This is a genomic window from Methylotuvimicrobium alcaliphilum 20Z, from assembly GCF_000968535.2.
In the GTDB taxonomy this organism is placed as follows: Bacteria; Pseudomonadota; Gammaproteobacteria; order Methylococcales; family Methylomonadaceae; genus Methylotuvimicrobium; species Methylotuvimicrobium alcaliphilum.
Window position 1 is genome coordinate 1,184,448 of record NC_016112.1, and the last position, 19,044, is coordinate 1,203,491.

24 protein-coding genes, 1 tRNA gene and 1 pseudogene are annotated in these 19,044 nt (G+C 47.6%); 18 read left to right on the forward strand and 8 right to left on the reverse strand.

All coding sequences use genetic code 11. The annotated features are described in order from the left end of the window. The first annotated feature begins 555 nt into the window (after nucleotides 1–555). The 13 genes and pseudogenes from ruvC to MEALZ_RS05105 all read left to right on the forward strand — a co-directional run bounded on the left by ruvC (nucleotide 556) and on the right by MEALZ_RS05105 (nucleotide 10,611). Entirely contained in the window at nucleotides 556–1,056 is a 501-nt protein-coding gene (gene ruvC / locus MEALZ_RS05045; RefSeq protein ID WP_014147527.1) for a crossover junction endodeoxyribonuclease RuvC, read from the forward strand. Continuing rightward, nucleotides 1,053–1,658 (forward strand): Holliday junction branch migration protein RuvA, encoded by a 606-nt coding sequence (gene ruvA, locus MEALZ_RS05050; protein ID WP_014147528.1) that lies wholly within the window; start codon nucleotides 1,053–1,055, stop codon nucleotides 1,656–1,658. The genes ruvC and ruvA overlap by 4 nt, the downstream gene beginning before the upstream one ends. Beyond that, the gene (gene ruvB, locus MEALZ_RS05055) at nucleotides 1,658–2,689 is read left to right on the forward strand and encodes a Holliday junction branch migration DNA helicase RuvB (protein WP_174888156.1); all 1,032 of its coding nucleotides are present in this window, start codon (nucleotides 1,658–1,660) and stop codon (nucleotides 2,687–2,689) included. Before ruvA ends, ruvB begins: the two co-directional genes overlap by 1 nt. A gap of 347 nt (nucleotides 2,690–3,036) precedes the next feature. After that, nucleotides 3,037–3,441 (forward strand): tol-pal system-associated acyl-CoA thioesterase, encoded by a 405-nt coding sequence (gene ybgC / locus MEALZ_RS05060; RefSeq protein ID WP_014147530.1) that lies wholly within the window; start codon nucleotides 3,037–3,039, stop codon nucleotides 3,439–3,441. Beyond that, complete coding sequence (gene tolQ / locus MEALZ_RS05065; protein ID WP_014147531.1) at nucleotides 3,431–4,108, forward strand: protein TolQ; 678 nt, start codon at nucleotides 3,431–3,433, stop codon at nucleotides 4,106–4,108. The genes ybgC and tolQ overlap by 11 nt, the downstream gene beginning before the upstream one ends. After that, complete coding sequence (gene tolR / locus MEALZ_RS05070; protein ID WP_014147532.1) at nucleotides 4,105–4,533, forward strand: protein TolR; 429 nt, start codon at nucleotides 4,105–4,107, stop codon at nucleotides 4,531–4,533. The genes tolQ and tolR overlap by 4 nt, the downstream gene beginning before the upstream one ends. Before the next feature lie 6 nt (nucleotides 4,534–4,539). After that, nucleotides 4,540–6,282, forward strand: coding sequence for a cell envelope integrity protein TolA (tolA, locus tag MEALZ_RS05075; protein ID WP_014147533.1), 1,743 nt, complete (start codon nucleotides 4,540–4,542; stop codon nucleotides 6,280–6,282). A 74-nt stretch (nucleotides 6,283–6,356) separates the two neighbouring features. After that, complete coding sequence (tolB, locus tag MEALZ_RS05080) at nucleotides 6,357–7,649, forward strand: Tol-Pal system beta propeller repeat protein TolB (protein ID WP_014147534.1); 1,293 nt, start codon at nucleotides 6,357–6,359, stop codon at nucleotides 7,647–7,649. 86 nt (nucleotides 7,650–7,735) lie between these two features. Next, nucleotides 7,736–8,341, forward strand: coding sequence for a peptidoglycan-associated lipoprotein Pal (gene pal, locus MEALZ_RS05085; RefSeq protein ID WP_014147535.1), 606 nt, complete (start codon nucleotides 7,736–7,738; stop codon nucleotides 8,339–8,341). Beyond that, the gene (gene ybgF / locus MEALZ_RS05090; RefSeq protein WP_014147536.1) at nucleotides 8,341–9,159 is read left to right on the forward strand and encodes a tol-pal system protein YbgF; all 819 of its coding nucleotides are present in this window, start codon (nucleotides 8,341–8,343) and stop codon (nucleotides 9,157–9,159) included. The genes pal and ybgF overlap by 1 nt, the downstream gene beginning before the upstream one ends. A 2-nt stretch (nucleotides 9,160–9,161) precedes the next feature. Continuing rightward, a complete protein-coding gene (gene queE, locus MEALZ_RS05095) occupies nucleotides 9,162–9,803 on the forward strand; it encodes a 7-carboxy-7-deazaguanine synthase QueE (protein ID WP_014147537.1) in 642 nt (213 codons plus the stop codon). A 5-nt stretch (nucleotides 9,804–9,808) separates the two neighbouring features. Beyond that, nucleotides 9,809–10,477 (forward strand): annotated as a pseudogene (gene queC / locus MEALZ_RS05100) (7-cyano-7-deazaguanine synthase QueC); the annotation flags it as partial. 58 nt (nucleotides 10,478–10,535) lie between these two features. Continuing rightward, nucleotides 10,536–10,611 (forward strand) — tRNA-Lys (locus MEALZ_RS05105). 24 nt (nucleotides 10,612–10,635) lie between these two features. Here the strand turns inward: MEALZ_RS05105 and MEALZ_RS05110 are convergent. Then, nucleotides 10,636–11,337, reverse strand: coding sequence for a site-specific integrase (locus MEALZ_RS05110; RefSeq protein WP_014147539.1), 702 nt, complete (start codon nucleotides 11,335–11,337; stop codon nucleotides 10,636–10,638). A gap of 587 nt (nucleotides 11,338–11,924) precedes the next feature. Here MEALZ_RS05110 and MEALZ_RS05115 point away from each other — a divergent pair. After that, a complete protein-coding gene (locus MEALZ_RS05115; protein WP_014147540.1) occupies nucleotides 11,925–12,134 on the forward strand; it encodes a DUF3820 family protein in 210 nt (69 codons plus the stop codon). Nucleotides 12,135–12,167: 33 nt separating this feature from the next. Next, complete coding sequence (gene rlmN / locus MEALZ_RS05120) at nucleotides 12,168–13,205, forward strand: 23S rRNA (adenine(2503)-C(2))-methyltransferase RlmN (RefSeq protein ID WP_014147541.1); 1,038 nt, start codon at nucleotides 12,168–12,170, stop codon at nucleotides 13,203–13,205. 299 nt (nucleotides 13,206–13,504) lie between these two features. On the opposite strand, the gene MEALZ_RS05125 is transcribed toward rlmN, so the two are convergent. The 7 genes from MEALZ_RS05125 to MEALZ_RS05150 all read right to left on the reverse strand — a co-directional run bounded on the left by MEALZ_RS05125 (nucleotide 13,505) and on the right by MEALZ_RS05150 (nucleotide 16,376). Beyond that, nucleotides 13,505–13,933 (reverse strand): lysozyme inhibitor LprI family protein, encoded by a 429-nt coding sequence (locus tag MEALZ_RS05125; RefSeq protein ID WP_046060997.1) that lies wholly within the window; start codon nucleotides 13,931–13,933, stop codon nucleotides 13,505–13,507. Between the two features lie 8 nt (nucleotides 13,934–13,941). Further along, nucleotides 13,942–14,637 carry a retropepsin-like aspartic protease family protein gene (locus tag MEALZ_RS05130; protein ID WP_014147543.1) on the reverse strand — a complete coding sequence of 232 codons (696 nt, stop codon included), beginning with the start codon at nucleotides 14,635–14,637 and terminating at the stop codon, nucleotides 13,942–13,944. After that, the gene (locus MEALZ_RS23865) at nucleotides 14,638–14,970 is read right to left on the reverse strand and encodes a DUF6794 domain-containing protein (protein WP_332881498.1); all 333 of its coding nucleotides are present in this window, start codon (nucleotides 14,968–14,970) and stop codon (nucleotides 14,638–14,640) included. Nucleotides 14,971–15,025: 55 nt separating this feature from the next. After that, nucleotides 15,026–15,364, reverse strand: coding sequence for a hypothetical protein (locus MEALZ_RS05140; RefSeq protein WP_014147545.1), 339 nt, complete (start codon nucleotides 15,362–15,364; stop codon nucleotides 15,026–15,028). A 3-nt stretch (nucleotides 15,365–15,367) separates the two neighbouring features. Beyond that, the gene (locus MEALZ_RS22950) at nucleotides 15,368–15,532 is read right to left on the reverse strand and encodes a hypothetical protein (protein WP_014147546.1); all 165 of its coding nucleotides are present in this window, start codon (nucleotides 15,530–15,532) and stop codon (nucleotides 15,368–15,370) included. A gap of 2 nt (nucleotides 15,533–15,534) precedes the next feature. Beyond that, entirely contained in the window at nucleotides 15,535–15,768 is a 234-nt protein-coding gene (locus tag MEALZ_RS05145; protein WP_046060999.1) for a hypothetical protein, read from the reverse strand. A gap of 254 nt (nucleotides 15,769–16,022) precedes the next feature. Beyond that, entirely contained in the window at nucleotides 16,023–16,376 is a 354-nt protein-coding gene (locus MEALZ_RS05150) for a hypothetical protein (RefSeq protein ID WP_014147548.1), read from the reverse strand. A gap of 125 nt (nucleotides 16,377–16,501) precedes the next feature. Between MEALZ_RS05150 and MEALZ_RS05155 the strand changes: the two genes are divergently transcribed. Genes MEALZ_RS05155 through MEALZ_RS05165 form a run of 3 tightly spaced genes read left to right on the forward strand, consistent with a single transcriptional unit; the run spans nucleotide 16,502 to nucleotide 19,033 of the window. Next, entirely contained in the window at nucleotides 16,502–17,029 is a 528-nt protein-coding gene (locus tag MEALZ_RS05155) for a GspH/FimT family pseudopilin (protein WP_046061000.1), read from the forward strand. Further along, on the forward strand, nucleotides 17,020–17,805 hold the full coding sequence (locus MEALZ_RS05160) for a PilW family protein (protein WP_014147550.1): 786 nt from the start codon (nucleotides 17,020–17,022) through the stop codon (nucleotides 17,803–17,805). Before MEALZ_RS05155 ends, MEALZ_RS05160 begins: the two co-directional genes overlap by 10 nt. Nucleotides 17,806–17,821: 16 nt before the next feature. Beyond that, nucleotides 17,822–19,033 (forward strand): pilus assembly PilX family protein, encoded by a 1,212-nt coding sequence (locus MEALZ_RS05165; protein ID WP_014147551.1) that lies wholly within the window; start codon nucleotides 17,822–17,824, stop codon nucleotides 19,031–19,033. The last annotated feature ends 11 nt before the right edge of the window (nucleotides 19,034–19,044 follow it).

Sequence of the window (19,044 nt, forward strand, 5' to 3'; positions counted from 1 at the left end):
CAGCTCGAACGCCAAGGACGGCGTGAATGCAGATTTTGCATGGAGCAAAAATCTGCCCTGCCGCCGACGCCTGTCGATCGAGCAAACCGCACCCTCTCCGGAACCGGCATTGCCAGAACGGAGTTTTGCATATCGAAAAATTAGATAATGAATCAAAATTTACGATCTTTCACAGTAAGGAATATGCACAAAATAACTTTTACAAGTAGTAGGCTTTGCGAAGGTTCAGTGACTCGCTTGACAGGACGCCGTGAACCCAGCACCTAAATTATCCAAGATAGTTAACCATAGCCAATGGACTATGGAATTTAGGTGCTGGGTGAATACGTCCCTGTAGGTTTGACGGCGGAATCTGATTGCCATGAATGGCATAAATGCAGATTTTGCAGGAGAAAAAATCTGCCCTGCCGCCGACACCTGTCAATCGAGCCACCGAACCCCCTTCCAACAGTTGTCTAAGTTATTTCATGCTCGTTCCTAAAAGGGTTTTCTCTTTAGTATTTTTCGAATGAAAAAACTTTTTTGCCGTTCATACGCAACCGATATCATTATTTAGTGACCAAAATTTTAGGCATAGACCCGGGGTCTCGCATCACCGGTTACGGGATCATCGAGGATACGTCCCGTGGCGCGAAATATATTGCCAGCGGCAGTATCCGGGTCGGTTCGGATTATTTTCCGGACCGGTTGAAACTCATTTTCGAAGGATTGGTACAGGTGGTCGAGCTCTACCGGCCCGACCAAATGGCGATAGAACAGGTCTTCATGCATAAAAATGCAGATTCGGCACTTAAATTGGGCCAGGCCCGGGGGGCGGCTATTTGCGCGGTACAGGCGGCCGGTTTGCCGGTTTACGAATATGCGGCGAGGCAGGTTAAGCAGGCCTTGGTCGGTAAGGGTAATGCCGAAAAAGCGCAGGTTCAGCATATGGTTAAAATTCTGTTAAATTTACAAGGCGACATGCAAATCGATGCCGGCGACGCGCTTGGGATTTGCCTGTGTCATGCGCATTACCAGCAAACCGCGCAACGCCTTCGGCTCGGAGTGCCCGGATGATCGGTTATTTGCGGGGGAAGCTGGCGAGTAAGGCTCCGCCGGTATTGGTGATCGATGTCAATGGCGTCGGCTATGAAGTCGAAGCGCCGATGACGACGTTTTACAACTTGCCCAAACTCGGTGAAGAGGTCAAGTTGTTCACGCATCTAGTTGTAAGGGAAGACGCGCATATCCTATTCGGTTTTGCGTCCGAATCCGATCGTTTGATGTTCAGAACCTTGATCAAAGTCAATGGTGTCGGGCCTAAATTAGCTTTGACGATCTTGTCGGGCCAAAGCGCCGAAGAGTTTCATCGTTGTATTCACAATAACGATACTCAGTCTTTAGTGCGCTTGCCCGGAGTCGGTAAAAAGACTGCCGAGCGCTTAATCGTCGAAATGCGCGACCGCTTACCTGAATTGGGCGGTTCGTCGGCTTCGGCCGAAAGTGGCGAGACGATATTACCGGCGATTGCCGCGCAGCCGATTCAGGAGGCGATTAGCGCGTTATGCGCGTTGGGTTACAAACCGCAAGATGCGGGGCGAATGGTTCGCGCGATTCCTGCCGAAGGCAAAAGTTGTGAGGACATCATCAGATTAGCTCTGCAAGGGGCAGCGAAATGATTCAAAGCGACCGCTTGATCAGCGCCGAAGGTAGCAATGATGAAGAACGCCAGGATCGAGCGATTCGGCCTAAGCGTTTGCAGGATTATGTCGGCCAGCAAGAATTGCGGACGCAGATGGATATCTTTATCCGGGCTGCACTCGGACGTAAGGAAGCATTGGATCATGTTCTGATTTTCGGGCCGCCGGGCCTTGGTAAAACAACTTTGGCCAACATCATCGCAGCCGAAATGAATGTACATATTCGTCAGACTTCGGGGCCGGTGCTCGACAAAGCCGGAGATCTTGCGGCATTGTTGACCAACCTCGAGGCGCATGATGTCTTGTTCATTGACGAAATTCACCGTTTGAGTCCAATGGTCGAAGAAGTGCTGTATCCGGCGATGGAGGATTATCAAATCGATATTATGATCGGCGAGGGTCCTGCGGCCCGGTCGATCAAGCTTGATCTGCCGCCGTTCACGCTGGTCGGCGCGACGACGCGCGCAGGTCTTTTGACATCGCCGTTGCGCGACCGTTTCGGCATCGTGCAGCGGCTCGAATTTTATACGGTCGAGGACTTGGCATCCATTGTGACGCGTTCGGCAAATTTACTGAAAATTGCAATCGAATCGGCAGGTGCTCATGAAATTGCACGCCGTTCGAGGGGAACTCCGCGCATTGCCAACCGATTATTGCGGCGCGTGCGCGATTTCGCCGAAGTCAAAGGCGACGGCAAGGTTTCCGAGCAAATCGCCGTTGAAGCGCTGGCGATGCTCAAAGTCGATAACAACGGCTTTGATGCGTTGGATAGAAAATTGCTTAGAACGATGATCGACAATTTCGCCGGCGGCCCGGTAGGTCTAGATACATTAGCGGCTGCGATCAGCGAAGAGCGCGGCACGATCGAAGATGTGCTGGAGCCGTATTTGTTGCAACAAGGTTTTATTATGCGTACGCCCAGAGGACGGGTCGTAACGCAGAATGCTTATCTGCATTTCGGCTTGCAGCCGCCGGTACAAATGGGCGCAACCGACGAGTTGTTTACTTGAGAGGAAAGAGGAAAGGGGAAAGGGGAAAGGGGAAAGGGGAAAGAGGAAAGAGGAAAGAGGAAAGAGGAAAGAGGAAAGAGGAAAGAGGAAAGAGGAAATTAGGGCTTGACAAGCGTTTTAAATGTTGCATCATTTTGCTAACTGCTAACTGCTAACTGCTAACTGCTAACTGCTAACTGCTAACTGCTAACTGCTAACTGCTAACTGCTAACTGCTAACTGCTAACTGCTAACTGCTAACTGCTAACTGCTAACTGCTAACTGCTAACTGCTAACTGCTAACTGCTAACTGCCTTCAGCTCTCGTTCACGTTTTTACATCTCAAATAGTCTCTAAGCAATCATCCCTATGCAAACATTCAATTGGCCCGTTCGGATTTATTACGAGGATACCGATGCCGGAGGCGTCGTTTTCTATGCGAATTATTTGAAGTTTTTCGAGCGGGCACGAACCGAAATGCTGCGCTCAATGGGGTTCGAGCAAGATCGCTTGATCGACGAGCAAGGAATTATTTTCGTTGTACGCTCGGTTCAGATCGATTATTTAATGCCCGCGCGCTTCAACGAACAAATAAATGTCAGCGCCATAGTGACTTTAGCTAAAAAAGCCAGTCTAATATTCGAGCAAACCGTTACCCGGGGAAGCGATGTGTTATGTACCGGAACGGTGCGTATCGCTTGCTTGGATTCCAAAAACATGAGGCCAAAAGCCATACCTGACATTTTATTAGAGCCATTACATAATGAATGCTGATTTATCCTTGTTTCATTTAATTAAAGAAGCCAGTTTTATTGTTCAACTGGTGATGTTGATCTTAGTTGTCGCGTCAGTTGTTTCTTGGACTTATATTTTTTCGAAAACTAGAGAACTTGCTAAAGCGGCCGATATTGCGGATGAATTTGAAGAGGAATTTTGGTCGGGTGTCGAGCTTAGCGATCTATATAAAAGATTGACCGATGCCGATTTCGAACCGGAAGGCATCGAGAAAATTTTTCTGGCGGGTTACCGAGAGTATTCGAGGATGCGGCAAAAAGCCGGTATCGATCCTGAGGTTCAAGTCGAAAATGCGCAGCGCGCGATGAAGATCGAGTTAAACCGGGAGCTGGAACGACTCGACGAGCATTTGCCTTTTTTGGCGACGGTCGGATCGATTAGCCCGTATGTCGGTTTGTTCGGAACGGTTTGGGGGATCATGAATTCATTTCGTTCATTGGGTAATGTGCAACAAGCAACCTTGGCTCAAGTCGCTCCGGGCATCGCCGAGGCATTAATAGCCACGGCAATGGGTTTATTTGCTGCTATTCCTGCTGTAATTGCCTACAACCGTTTTGCTAGTCGTTTGGATCGTTTGATCGGGCGGTATGAACTCTTTATCGATGAATTTGTCGTTTTATTGCAAAGGCAGGCGCACAGTCAATGAGCAGTAGACAATCAGGCCGCAGAAAGCCTAAAGCCGAGATAAATGTCGTTCCTTACATTGACGTAACTTTGGTGTTGTTGATTATTTTCATGGTGACTGCGCCGATGCTTCAGACCGGGGTCGAAGTTGACTTGCCTCAAGCAGACACCGAGACTGCCGAGCAGCAGAACGACCCGCCGGTAATCGTGTCTATCGATCGCGAAGGGCGTTTTTATGTGGATATGGCAGGACAGGAAAGTCAGGAGATGGGGGCAGATGAAATGACAGCCACGGTTGCCGATGTGCTTAGGGATAAACCGGCAATACAAGTATTTATTCGAGGTGATAAGTTTGTTGATTATGGCAAGGTTATCAGTGCGATGGCGGCCTTAAAAAATGCGGGAGTACCTAAAGTAGGATTAATGACACAGCCATATCAGCATTAAATACGTATGATTAGGAAACGTAAATTAACCGGGCCTTTTATCCTGGCCCTGACTCTGCACGTTCTGCTTCTTAGCGTATTTATGCTCAGCTTCGATTCGAAATCTCCAGTGTTTGAGACAGGCCCCGCGCCCGAGATTATTGAAGCGATGGTGATCGATGAGTCGTTGATTCAGGCTGAGGCGGAGCGACTGAAGACACAGCAAAATAAGCTACTCGAGTCGCAACGCCAAATGGAAGAAGCTAAACGGCAAGAAGACGAGAAGCTTAAGCGGCAACAATTGGTCGAGCAGCAAAAACAAATGGCCGACGAGAAGCTAAAAGCCGAACAATCGGCCGCGGAGAAGCGTAAAGCGGAAGAAACGGCCAAGCAAAAAGCCGAAGCCGAGCGTGTCGCGGCCGAGAAGCGTAAAGCCGAGGAAACGGCCAAGCAAAAAGCAGCGGCCGATAAACTCAAGGCCGAACAATTGGCCGCCGAGAAGCGTAAGGCTGAAGAAACAGCCAAACAAAAAGCCGAAGCCGAACGTGTCGCGGCCGAGAAACGTAAAGCCGATGAAGCGGCCAAGCAAAAAGCGGCAGCGGAAAAAGTAAAGGCCGAACAATTGGCCGCAGAGAAGCGTAAGGCTGAAGAAACAGCCAAACAAAAAGCCGAAGCCGAACGTGTCGCGGCCGAGAAGCGCAAGGCCGAGGAAACGGCCAAGCAAAAGGCAGCATCGGAAAAAGTAAAGGCTGAACAATTGGCTGCGGAGAAGCGCAAGGCGGAAGAAGCAGCCAAACAAAAGGCCGAAGCCGAGCGTGTCGCGGCCGAGAAGCGCAAGGCCGAGGAAACGGCCAAGCAAAAAGCAGCGGCCGATAAAGTCAAGGCCGAACAATTGGCTGCAGAGAAGCGTAAAGCGGAAGAAGCCGCCAAACAAAAGGCCGAAGCCGAGCGTATCGCGGCCGAGAAACGTAAAGCCGATGAAGCGGCCAAGCAAAAGGCAGCATCGGAAAAAGTAAAGGCTGAACAATTGGCTTCGGAGAAGCGCAAGGCTGAGGAAGCCGCTAAACAAAAAGCCGAAGCCGAGCGTGTCGCGGCCGAGAAACGCAAAGCCGAGGAAGCGGCTAAGCAAAAAGCGGCCGCCGAGAAAGTAAAGGCCGAACAATTAGCCGCGGAGAAGCGCAAGGCTGAAGAAGCCGCCAAGCAAAAAGCCGAAGCCGAGCGTGTAGCAGCAGAAAAGCGTAAGGCAGAAGAGGCTGCGAAAAGAGCCGCAGAAGAGAAGCGAAAAGCTGAAGAAGCTGCGGCTGAAAAGCGCCGGCAAGAAGAATTGGCGAGGCAAAAAGCCGAAGCAGAAAAACGAGAGGCCGAGCGGTTATCGGAATTGGCTAGACAACAAGCAGAAAAATTGCGACAAGAAGATGAGGCTAGAAAGCAGGCTGCAGCCGCAGCCGAAGAAGCTAGAAAACAAGCCGAAGCTAAGCGTCAGCAAGAATTAAGCGACGCTAAAAATAAAGCGATAGCGGAGATTAGAAATAAAGTTGAAAGAAGCTGGATTCGACCGGTTTCGTCGCAAGGACAATTAAAATGTACGATCCGAGTCAATTTACTTTCGGATGGCTCGGTAATGGATGCGTCGGTTGTGTCAAGTAGTGGCGATCCGGCATTCGATCGTTCGGCTGAAAATGCGGTTAAAAAGGCATCGCCATTAACATTTCCCAGAGAGCTCTATGCATCGTTTAAAAGCTTTACGTTCGTGTTTTGCCCGGGATGTTGAAAACTCTAATTTAAACGATTGAAAACAGCGATGGGAGCAACCATCCAAATGATTACAGGTATTAAGAGGTAAACGTGTTTTATTTGATAAGAAATTTTACGCTTTTGAGTTTCATCGCGTTGTACGCATCGCTTAGCCAAGCTGAATTAACCATTCAAATTACTAAAGGTTCGGAAAAAGCGATGCCGATCGCGATCGTGCCGTTTGGCGGACAAGCTGGGCAGGCAGCCATTCCGGTCGATATCGCCGAGGTTGTGGATAACGATTTAAATCGTAGCGGTTATTTCAATACCTTGCCGCGCAAGGATATGTTGACGAAGCCGACAAGGCCGGAGGAAGTGCGCTTCCGTAATTGGCAGGTATTGGGTCAAGACTATTTGGTGATCGGTCAAGTCATACCGGAAGGCGGAAGGTATAATATTAATTTTCAGTTGTTCGATGTTTATAAAAACGAACAAATGCTGGGTTATCGGATGACGGTTCCGAGTAACGAACTGCGTAAATCGGCTCATCACATTAGCGATCTGATTTTTGAAAAGCTTATCGGTAAGAAAGGCGATTTTAGCGGACGTATTGCCTATGTTACGGTCAACAAAGAGCCGAACGGAAGGAGAAGATATAATTTGGAAGTCGCTGATTCCGATGGCTATGGGCCTAGGGCGGTAGCGGCTTCCTATGAACCGATCATGTCGCCGGCGTGGTCTCCCGATGGAAGGATGCTTGCTTATGTATCGTTTGAAAGCAAGTCGTCAGCGATTTATGTGCAAGAGCTGGCGACCGGTAAACGGACCCGAATAGCCGGTTTCCCCGGCATCAACGGCGCGCCGGCCTGGTCGCCGGAGGGTTCTAAGTTGGCGTTGACGCTATCGAAGGATGGCAGTCCCGATATTTTTACACTGGATTTATCCTCGCGCTCGCTGACTAAATTGTCTACCGGTTATTCGATCGATACCGAGCCTGTGTGGTCGCCTGACGGCAAGCATATCGTATTTACCTCCGACCGCGGAGGTAAGCCGCAACTGTATATGATGCCGGCGCGCGGCGGTCAGGTAAAACGATTGACTTTCGATGGCGCATATAATGCGGGCGCGTCGTTCTCAAGTAACGGTAGTAGTTTGGCAATGGTTCATGGCAACAAAGGCGATTATCGCATAGCGGTGATGGATATGGGGTCGAGAACAATTAACGTGTTAACTGGAGGTCCTTTGGACGATGCTCCGAGTTTTTCGCCGAACGGCACCAAAATACTCTATGCCACGAAACAGGGCGGGAGAACGGTTTTATCGGTCGTATCCATCGATGGTAGAATGCAACAAAAATTAGTACTTAACAGCGGTGAGGTACGTGAACCGGCCTGGTCGCCTTAGCCCGGCAAATGTCGCCAACGGACAATCTGTTGGAAATTAACAAATTATTGTAATATTAGTGGCTTATATTTTGGAGAAGCACTTAAATGAAATTGAATCAATCAGTCTTGGCGTTGGCAATTGCGGCTGCATTATTAACGGGCTGTAGTTCGGATGACGAAACGGCTACCGATTTCATGGACGGAACGCAGGGAGGTACTGCCGATGCGAGTCTATCCGGTTATGGCGATGGGTCGGGAATATCCGGTTCGGAGACCTATGGCAGTGGTTATGGCAGTGGCAGTGGGTACGGTAGCGGCAGTGCCGAGTATCCTAACGCGTTTTTAGGATCCGAATTCAGCGATCCGTCGAATCCATTGTCGAAAAGCACGATTTATTTCATGTACGACAGCAGTCAGGTGCAGCAAGATTTTATTCCGGTGATCGCCGCGCACGCACAATATTTGCTGTCGCATCCAACTCGACGCTTGATTTTGGAAGGACATGCCGATGAGCGAGGTTCATCCGAATACAATATTGCATTGGGCGAGCAACGAGCCAAGTCGGTCGCTAGAATGATGAAAGTTCAAGGTGTATCGGAAAGCCAATTGCAAGTCGTTAGTTATGGTGAAGAAAAGCCGGCCGTTGACGGACATGATGAATCGGCCTATCAGCTGAATCGCCGCGTCGAATTGCTTTACCAGGGTCAATAATGAAATTACGCCTGCTGTTATTGTTATCAATTAGCGGTAGCGTATTCGCGCAAAGAATGCCGTTGCCGCCGGTGGTCGATAACGCCGCTTATCCGGCCGCTGTTGCCAACGCCTCCAAACCTTCGGCCGCTAGTACGCTCTATGAGATACTGGGGCGCGTCGAACAATTGCAAGTCGAGGTTCAGCAATTGCGTGGGCAAGTGGAAGAGCAGGCGTATACGATCACCGAGTTGAAAAAGCGTCAAAATACGATTTATTCCGATTTGGATCAGCGCCTTCAATCTGTTGAGAGTGCGGGAGCTGGCGCTCAACCCATTCCGGAAACAGCGCCTGAGCCGGTTGTGGTTCCACAGCCGGCACCTGTGGTTGCGCCAGTGATACAGCAACCGCAAGCCATAGAAACTAAGCCGAAACCGGTAAAACCGGCAAGTGTTGAGTCCGAAAAACAGCGTTATCAGCAGGCTTATGATACGTTGAAGAATGGCCATTACAGTAACGCGATTTCTGAGTTTAAACAATTTTTGACTGATTATCCGGCGGGAGAGTATTCCGATAATGCGCAATATTGGTTAGGCGAGGCTTATAAGGTGAATCGCGAAGTCAGTTTGTCGCGCGAAGCGTTCAATAAGCTCATTACGAATTATCCGAATAGCCCGAAGGTGAGAGACGGCTTGTTGAAGCTTGGCTATATCGAATTAGAGCAAAATAACCTTGCCAAGGCGCGTGAATATTTTACTCGTATTACCGCAACCTATCCGGGCACGACAGCCGCTCATTTAGCGGCCAAAAAATTACAGCAGCTAAATAATAATCAGTAACCGTGTCCTCGTTAAAAATCACTGAGATATTTTACTCGTTGCAAGGCGAGTCCAATACGGTTGGCTTGCCGACGGTTTTTGTTCGCTTGACCGGATGTCCGTTGAGGTGTGTCTATTGCGATACCGCCTATGCTTTTAGTGGCGGCGAAAGGATGTCGATCGATGAAATCATCAATCGCGTCGGCCAATATCGCACGAAATACATTACTGTGACTGGCGGCGAGCCTTTGGCTCAGTCCGCTTGCCTTGAGTTAATGAGTCGTTTGGCCGATTTGGGTTATCAGGTTTCGATTGAAACCAGCGGAGCGCTCGATGTGTCAGGTGTCGACGATCGCGTTGTTAAAGTCATGGACCTGAAAACGCCAAGTTCAGGCGAGCTTCACAAAAATCTATTCGATAACATTGCGTATCTGAAAGCCAACGATCAGGTGAAGTTTGTGATCGGCGATGACCATGATTACCAATGGTCAAAGGCTATCATCAATCAATATGATTTAGATCAGCGCTGCGAGTTATTATTTTCACCAACGATGGGGCAGCAGGACCCAGCAGAACTAGCCGAAAAAATATTGAACGATAATTTACCGGTCAGATTTCAGATTCAGTTACATAAACTGTTGTGGAATGACGCGCAAGGGCGTTAAGAATCATGCAAAAAAAAGCGGTCGTTTTATTATCCGGCGGATTGGACTCGATTACTGTATTAGCGCTTGCCAAAAAACAAGGTTACGTCTGTTATGCACTGAGTTTCGATTACGGCCAAAGACATAATGCCGAATTGCAAGCAGCCAAACGCATAGCGGCGGAATACGGCGTTATCGATCATAAAATTATTCATATCGGGTTAAATGATATTGGCGGTTCTGCCTTGACCGATGAGCACATCGCCGTACCCAGTTCGTTGCAGCCAGGCATACCGGTTACTTATGTGCCGGCCAGAAATACGATTTTTTTATCGTTTGCGTTGGGGTGGGCGGAAGTCCTGAATTCAAGAGATATTTTTATCGGCGTGAATGCAATCGATTATTCCGGTTATCCCGATTGTCGACCCGAGTTCATCAAAGCTTTTCAATCGCTTGCTGAATTGGCAACCAAGGTTGGCGTAGAAGGCGGGCATTTTTTGATACATTCCCCATTGATCGAAATGAGTAAAGCGGATATCATACGCGTCGGTTCAGAATTAGGCGTCGATTACAGCCAAACTGTATCGTGCTATTCTGCAGATAAATTCGGCAATGCTTGTGGCGTTTGCGATGCCTGCAGGCTTCGCAAAGCGGGTTTCGAGTTGGCAGGAATTGAAGATCCGACTCGATACCAAAAAAATAAAAAAAGAGTTGCACAAATCCGAAATATCATTATAATAGTTAATCTTTGTTGGGTCGTTAGCTCAGCTGGTAGAGCACCGCACTTTTAATGCGATGGTCGTGCGTTCGAATCGCACACGACCCACCACTATTTAATAAGTATATCAAGCAGTTATCGAGTACTCGAAACTGCTTTTTTTGTGTCTTCCATTTTTGTGTGCCCAAAAATGTGCCCAGCATTGTCCGAAATGTTGGCCGCATAACCCGCAAGATGTTCAGGAGCTAAATGAGCATAGCGCAAGATCATCTCGTATGTGTTCCACCCGCCCAATTCTTGCAGAATATTGAGTGGGGTTCCATTTTGGACATGCCAGCTTGCCCATGTGTGGCGCAAATCATGCCAACGAAAATTGTCAATTCCTGCACGTTTTAACGCTTTTTTCCAGGTAGCCCCGCCAGCTTTTTTAACGGGGATCCCTTTAAAACTGAAAACGTGAGTTGAATGTTTGCCCATTTGTTGCCGAATGACGGTGATTGCCTCAACGTTAAGAGGAACGCCAATGGCTTTTTTGGCTTTGGCTTGGTCAGGGTGAATCCAAGCAACTTTCCGTTGCATATCGATTTGACTCCATTCCAAGCCGGTCACATTTGCCTCCCGCATGCCGGTCGCCAAGCTGAGCCGCGCCATTGCTTCCAGGTGAGGGGGTAATTCTTGATAGAGACGCTCCGCTTTTGTAATCCAGCGGATACGTTTATCGTCGACCTTTAAGCGGCGTATTGCTGGCGCTTTATCGATCCAGCCCCATTCTCTCAGCTTTTCTAAGAACAGCTCTGATGAGCGCCGTAATTCGATTGACTCGCCCGGAAGAAACATCTTTGCTCTTCCCAGAAATAATTTTCTCCACTTGATCCCGAGTGGTCTGATTTAATGGCATGCTCCGTAAAAACGGGTCCAAATTTCGAAAAATGTTGATATCATCAGCAATCGATTTCTTCTGCGATTCATTGATCCATTTGACGACGGCATTTTCCCAGCAATACTCGGGTTTATGACCTAATTTGATTTGGTCCCAAAGCTGAGCTTTATGTTTGTCTGCTAATTCTTGAGCCTTTCTTCTATCGGCAGTTTTAGCAGATTGGCGTATTGGGTTGCCGTTGGGGTCAGTGAATTTGTACCGCCAGTACTGACTATTCTTTCTTTTAAAGAGCGTAGCTTGCTGCCTCCTTGTCCTACATCCTGCTGTGGGCTAATGGGCTATGGAATTTAGGTGCTGGGTAAATACGTCCATGTAGGCTCTATGCTGGTAAAGCCTTTGTGAGCGCCATGGATGGCGTGAATGTCGATTTTGCAGGAGCAAAATCGACCTAGCTCCCCAAGGCCTCCTCCGACAATGCCGAAATTTGAAGTGCGAAAGGTATACACTAACGCCAGGCTAAATTGGTTGATTTCAAGCCACCATCATGAATTCTCAAGACTTAAAAAAGCTAGTCACATTTGCTATGCCTTTCGGCAGATACAAGGGGCGAGTCATCGCGGATTTGCCTGGCCATTACCTTAACTGGTTTGCAAGAGAGGGGTTTCCAAACGGTGAATTGGGCCGGCTATTGGCCTTGATGCAGGAAATTGATCATAACGGTCTGAAACCACTGCTAGATCCCCTAAGAAAATGAATAATTGAATTATTAATATGCCAGGAGAAACTTTTGAAACAGTCTTTTTATGACCTCAGCTATTCTGATTTAGAGGCGATTATAAATCAAAATAACTTAAACCCGTCAGTATCCGCTATACTTTTCAATTGGCATTATAAGAAAAAAGAAACCACTCAGTGGCGTGATAAAATTTCTAAATTGGCGTTAGCCTTTCTTGAGAACAGTTTCGACTTTTCTCTGCCCGAAATTGATACGGTTTATGAGTCAAAAAAAGATAGAGCGGTAAAGTTTCTTTTTAAGCTTAAAGATAATCATAAGGTTGAAACCGTCCTAATCCCGTTTAACAATAAATATTCAATTTGCCTTTCATCACAGGTTGGCTGCGCAATGAATTGTTCGTTTTGTTTTACCGGAGAACAAGGGCTGAAAAGGAATTTGACCACAAATGAAATTGTTGGTCAGTTCCTGCAGGCTTGGCGTTGGTTGGCAACAAATAGACCTGGAGAAGAGCGGATTATAAATATTGTTTTTATGGGGCAAGGCGAGCCTTTACATAATTTTGATTCTGTTAAAAAAGCGTGTGAAATTTTCTTATCACAACACGGAGCTTCAGTGGGTGTACAAAAAATCACTATTTCAACAGCCGGTTATATTCCTGGACTTAAAAGGTGGAGCCAGGAAATCCCTGGAGTGAACCTTGCATTATCTCTTCATTCGCCATTTGAAGAAAAGAGAAATGAACTTATTCCTATTAATAAAAAATATCCACTAGATGAAGTATTGACCTATATTGACAAGATACCTTTAAATAAAAAACAATTTATTACTTACGAATACCTACTAATAAAAGATTTTAATGATTCACCAAACGACGCTGAACAACTCGGGATGTTACTCGCTGGTAAGAGTGCTTATATCAACTTAATTCCTTTTAATCCATACCCGGGGTCACATTACAAGCGCCCGAGTTTGGATAAAGTTGAAAAGTTTAAAGAAGTTTTAGATACTTTTAAAATCCCTACTTTAATAAGAAGCGCTAAAGGCGATGACGTATTAGCCGCATGTGGACAACTTAATTCCAATAATTAAATAGCTTTCAAGTGCCAGAGAATGGGGTTGGAGCAAGTTGACAATATGTATTCATAATTAAAAATGGCTCTTCCGTGCTTGCCGTGGTAATAGCGGATCGACATCGAATAAGAAAATAAGATTTTGTTTAAGCAACTGATATTAAATGTAATTTATTCATTAAGAATTTGCTTTGCCGCTAATTTTTCAAATTACCACGGGAAATCCGGAAGAGCCAAATTTATATCAAAAACCCGATTGTTAAAATACTTTCTCGAATTTACATTTTGGGTCGAAAACAGTCCGCCAAATTGGCTAATTCACTGTTCCGGCTCCGCCAAAAACACATAATCGCTGAAATTCTGCAATTCCTTGGTTCGATCGCCGATCACTCGCATTTTCTTTTCGGCGAACATGAAGGCGTCAACCTCTTCGCCGTCCTGCATCGCATTATAAAGAGCAAATTCGGCATCATGGTATGCCTGCCATGCCTTTTGGGCACTCTCTAAGGCCGGGCTGTCTTCCGGTTTCAACCGGCTTTGCAGTTTCCCATAGATCACAGACATCTCTTTTTGCCATTCCGAATTGGCTATTTCAATGCAATTCATCATCGCCGGATAACCGTTTGTCTTTTCCATGCAGGCCTCGTATTTGATATCGGTCGGGTGCGGCTCGGTTTCGATATTGGCCATAACAGGCCCGGTTAGGCCAAAGGCCATCAAGCTGAAAATGCTCTTGTATATTTTCATGCGTGTCCTCATCGGTCGCTGTAAGTCGTTTTGCAATTCTGGTTTTCGTCGCAATTCAGTCTTTTGATGATTTTTTCCGGACTTCTTGCGGGCGGTTGTGCCGAAATGCTATCGAAGCTGACGGTCGGCTCGATAGGTAATCTGTCTGTGACCTGATTGTTGGCCGTCAGCGTCAAAGTATCCCCGTTTTGCGTCATGCTGAAATGCTTCAAAGTGTTCATCCCGATCAGCACCTGCTCTATATGGCCATTGATATGCGCGTCGAGATTTCTGATTTCGGCATTGCCGATTTTCAGGCTACTTATTTGTGTCTCACTGTCATAGACTTTTCCGCCAGCCGTGCTTGTTTGAATGGGACGGCCGAAAGGCAGTCCTGCAGCGGTTGCCATTTTTGCGGGAATCACGGTTTTGGTCGCGCCGGTATCGATCATAAAAGGCATGGGAACATCATTGATCAGAGCAACGCCCCTGAAATGCCCTTGCCGGTCCGTTTTCAGTACGACGCCGCCGGTTATCGGCTCAATGGGAGGGGTGGCTTTGATTCGCTCTTCGGCTTGATATTTCAACAAAGCGTCGGCGCCGAACCAAAGCGTGGCCAGCATCAGCGCGGGAATAATGAGGTATTTCAGGCTTCCTCCGCCTTTTTTGGGCGGTTTCTGATAACGGAGTTGTTCCCTGTAGTAGTCTCGATCCTGTAGTCCCATTTACGGTTCCCATGTTGGTAACGCTCGCCATAATGCGCTAATTATCACCCAGGAAGCATCATCTGGGTGAGAAGTGCCGCACGACGCCAGCAATTTGCTCCCAGGCTCATTCAATCTAAACGCATTCCGGATCGCCAGGCCAAGCCCGAAGTGCAAATCGAATAATTTGTCCTTCGGCATCACCGCAATCTCGAATTTTTCTTCGACGCTCAATAAACTCAGAAGCATTTCGACGGCTCCCGCCAACGTTTCAGGGGGGGTAAGTATGTGCCCAAACAAGCTTGTCCAAATTTTAGTCAAAATTCTAAATCCCTTGAGGCTAAAGGTGTGCAAAGCGAATATGACGAGTTAATGACAAGGTTATCCACAGATTCTGGGGGTAACTGGATTAGTCTTTGTCGTTTATCAGTTTATTAATGATAGCCTGGTATTTCTTTTCGTTGGCGAAACTGGCGAAGCCCATCACGACCGCAAGCCCGAGCAAAACAATAACTGTCAGCGTCATCATCGGCAGCAGCAAAGTCGACATTGCCATCATGCCTGCATCGATCTTGCCGGACTCCAGGCGTTCAATGACGCAATAAGGGTTGGCCAGATAAGGCGAGAAGTTCCATAGCCAAACGGAAAGAGCCGCCAAAGACGCCAACAGCAAGCCTGCGCCAATTGGCCAGTATCGGGTAAGGCGTCGTCGTTTCTCGATAAAATCCCGCTTCTGAGGGGTTAGCATCGATCAGTGTATCAACGCGGCGAAAAATGTTGAAACAAATGAGCCGATGAAGACCAGAATAATAATCGCCGGTATCGAGGCAATCGCCCATTTGACCATGAAAAACACCATCGACATGAAGGGCATCTGGATGTCGGTGACTATCACTTCGCGTTTATCGTCGTTCATTTTTACCCTTGTTGTTTAGGTAGAGCAGGCCATAGCGCATCATGCTTTTGGCGCCGGCCCGGCGTCATTTCGATTTCCAACCGCTTCAAAGCCTCGCTGATCACATCGGCATAGCCGGTTTTATCGCCGAGATGATCGGTTATTGAACCTGCCAATTTTCTCAATCGTTCGCCGTCGTCTTTATCTAGCCAGAATGACACCCTAAAACCGCCGCCCAAGGAGATTTTGCAAGCCACGTTGCACAAAGGAGAACCTCGACCCATAAATACACAACAATTAGACACTAATTAAAACAACTTGGTGTCTCAATGTCATTGACGCATTCCGGAGGGGGTGATCACCTTAAAATAGACTATTTTTTGGATTTAAGATGGAGTCCACTTTACAGGTCTTGCAATCAAGCATCAGCTTAAACTAACAGGTAGTTAACGAATCAACTGCTGTCACTGACGCCTACAACATGGCAGTCCACAAAGTGGCCGTTACCCGCCTAATGTTCATCATTCGCCGCATCCGGCAAAACCACCACAAACGGCCCGGCCCGAAGATTCCCTTCGCCATAGCCCCGCACCGGCACCGACGGCCAGCGGTTGAATTCCGGTTCCGCGAGGATTCTTTCGGCCGCTTTTAAACATTCCGCCAGCAAATCCGCATCGATGCCGTGATCGAGTAGGGCGGTTTGAAGACTCGGATATTCGCCTTCCAAGTCGTAATCGGCCATCGCCGCCCCGAAGCCTTTGACCCATTCGATCAGTTCCGGATCTTCTTCGTTCGGCACAAAGCCCTTGCCTCCGGATTTATAAAACGCCCAGCCTTGCGCCCAGTGATTTGGTATGTCGGTCATAAGTCCTCTTTGTTTCAAACACATTATGCGGTTCGCATCATTGCTTGTAGCTTAATACCGCATATTGCATAATGCGAATAGCGTTTTATTAGGCGCTATTTTTTGTGCAGCCACATAATAATGGAATGAATAAAAACCCCCTCTCTATGTCTTCCTTATGGAATAGTGCGTGTTCCGGAGGGTTCACTCTTCTTGAAGCGTTAGTTGTGGTTGCGATTATCGCGATTTTAGCAGCTCTTGCCGCTCCTGCCTTTAATTCGAGCCTTGATAAACAACGTATTACCGGTGCTGTTGAAGCAATAGCCACCGATTTGCGTTTGGCACGCGCTGAATCGATTAAACGCAATAGAATCGTCAAGGTGACTTTTTCAGCAGGAAGCAACTGGAGTTATACCGTTCATGCCGATCCTGACGGAAGTAATGAATTACTCAAGACAGTCAACGGTAGCGATTTTTTCGGGACAACATTAGATTCAGCCGCCTTTGGCGGGGATGACGATGTTTTTACTCTATTTAATCCAACTCGAGGCGATAATCTGATGGATGGCGCGACTACTTTGACATCTGAATATTTTAGTGCGACTGTCACCGTCAGTCTATTGGGGCGCATTAGGATATGCGGAACTATAGACAGGTATCCGCTATGCAGCTAAGTAAACGATATCAAACCGGCTTGACTTTAATCGAGTTGTTGATTGGGATGTTGGTCGGTTTAATCGTTGTTGCGGGTGGTGTCAATGTTTTCGCTACATCGGTTAGAGGTCAAAGCGACAATATTAAATTGACTCGCTTAAATCAGGATATGCGGGCAATGATGGATATCATGGTGCGCGATATTAGACGCGCTGGCTTTGTTACAGACGATCCTGAAAATAATGCCGCTTTGCAAAATAACCCCTTTTTTGACGATCTCACAGCCGGCGCAACAACGGATATTGCGATATATGACAGTGGCTCATGCATTGTTTATGCGTATAACCGTAATAATGACAATCCTCCGGTTGTGAATGATGATGAACGTTTTGGCTTTCGACTGAATAATGACGGCGAATTGGAAATGCGTCGTGATGGCACGACCAATGAGAACTGTACTAATGGCGATTGGCAATCGGTCACCGAGCCGGATGTTGAGATAATTGATTTAGCGTTCGTATTGGCTACAGAAGTTCTTAATGTCACCAGCATGGCGACCGACTCAGATAATGATGGATGCTTTGATGGCGACGATAACTGCAACGGATTGTGCGATGCCGGTGAAGCGTGCCGGACATGCGTTCGAAATGGCACCGCACCTGATCCTGCTTGTTTGTTCGTTCGCAATGTTGCAATCGGATTGACGGGGCGTTTACGGACCGATACTGCAGTTTCGCAAACAATCACGCAACAAGTGCGGATCAGGAACGATAAATATCTACCGCCTCTTAATTGATTGGGACTGCCTTGATATGAATATGATTGGTATTGGCTTTATGAGACGACAGCAAGGAGCGGCTACGTTGATTGTGGTCATGGTTTTGTCGATAGTGATGGGGGGCGTTGCGCTGACTACGGCGCGTACAGGCGTCATGGAACAACAAATTGTCGGTAACGATTTACGAGCCCGCGAAGCACAGGAGGCAGCCGAAGCCGGGCTTGAATATGGCTTGGCTTGGGCCAAAAGCAACACAATTCCCAATAACGTCACTTGTGCAGCGGGTTCGTTGCCAAATGGTTGCCCCTCGGCGCTCCCGCCTGTTGTCGGAACCTCGACAGGTGAAAGCTATAATTATCTACTAACTTTTACTAAAGGAAGCGACGCGATACGAGTGACTTCGGTATCGCAAGGAAGTAACGATGCCAGCATAACAGCACAATCAGAAGCGTGGGTTAAACAAATCCGCAAAAGTCTGTTCGGTTCCGGCATGACGATGCCGCCGCCGTTGGCTGCATCAGGGTGTATTACGGGTACCAAAGGAGGCCCGACTACTTATTTACTCGGGGTAGGCAATCTTGTGGCCGCAAGCGGCACCAGCGCTTCTTCGACTTGTCTTCCTCAAGGGCATATGAACGTAAACCTGTGGGACGATGCGAATAACAATGGCGTGTTAGACACTGGCGAGACGGGGGTATCGGATAATTATAATGTCGGTACGTTTCCCGGGTGTCCAGGCACTGAATGCGCATGGAATAATTATTTTGAAATGAGCTTGTCCGATGCTAAACAAGAAGCCACAGATGCAGGCCATGTGTATACAAGCATTCCTTGCGGGCCGCCGAATTCAGCGCCTTCAATCTATGTTGTCAATAACAGTGGGCCGATAAATTCATCCGATATAACCGGTTCTTGTTCTGGCGTAGGCATTGACAATAGGACCATCGGCGGACCGAATAATCCGGTTTTACTGATTATCCCCAGCGGATACGGATGCCCGAAGTTTAATGGCAGCATTCGCGTCTACGGCGTTATTTATTACGAGACGGCGACAGATTGTGCGACCAATGGTTTTGGTGGAGCAGAAGTTTATGGGGCAATTCTGATCGAAGGGGATGCGGATAAGTTTAATGCCAATACGAAATTCATTGAAGTCGATCACGGCAGCGGTGACGCCTTGAATGATATTTTTCAAATGAGCGTGGACGATGCTACGCGCATTCCCGGTACCTGGAAAGATTTTTAAAGGCGTGATCA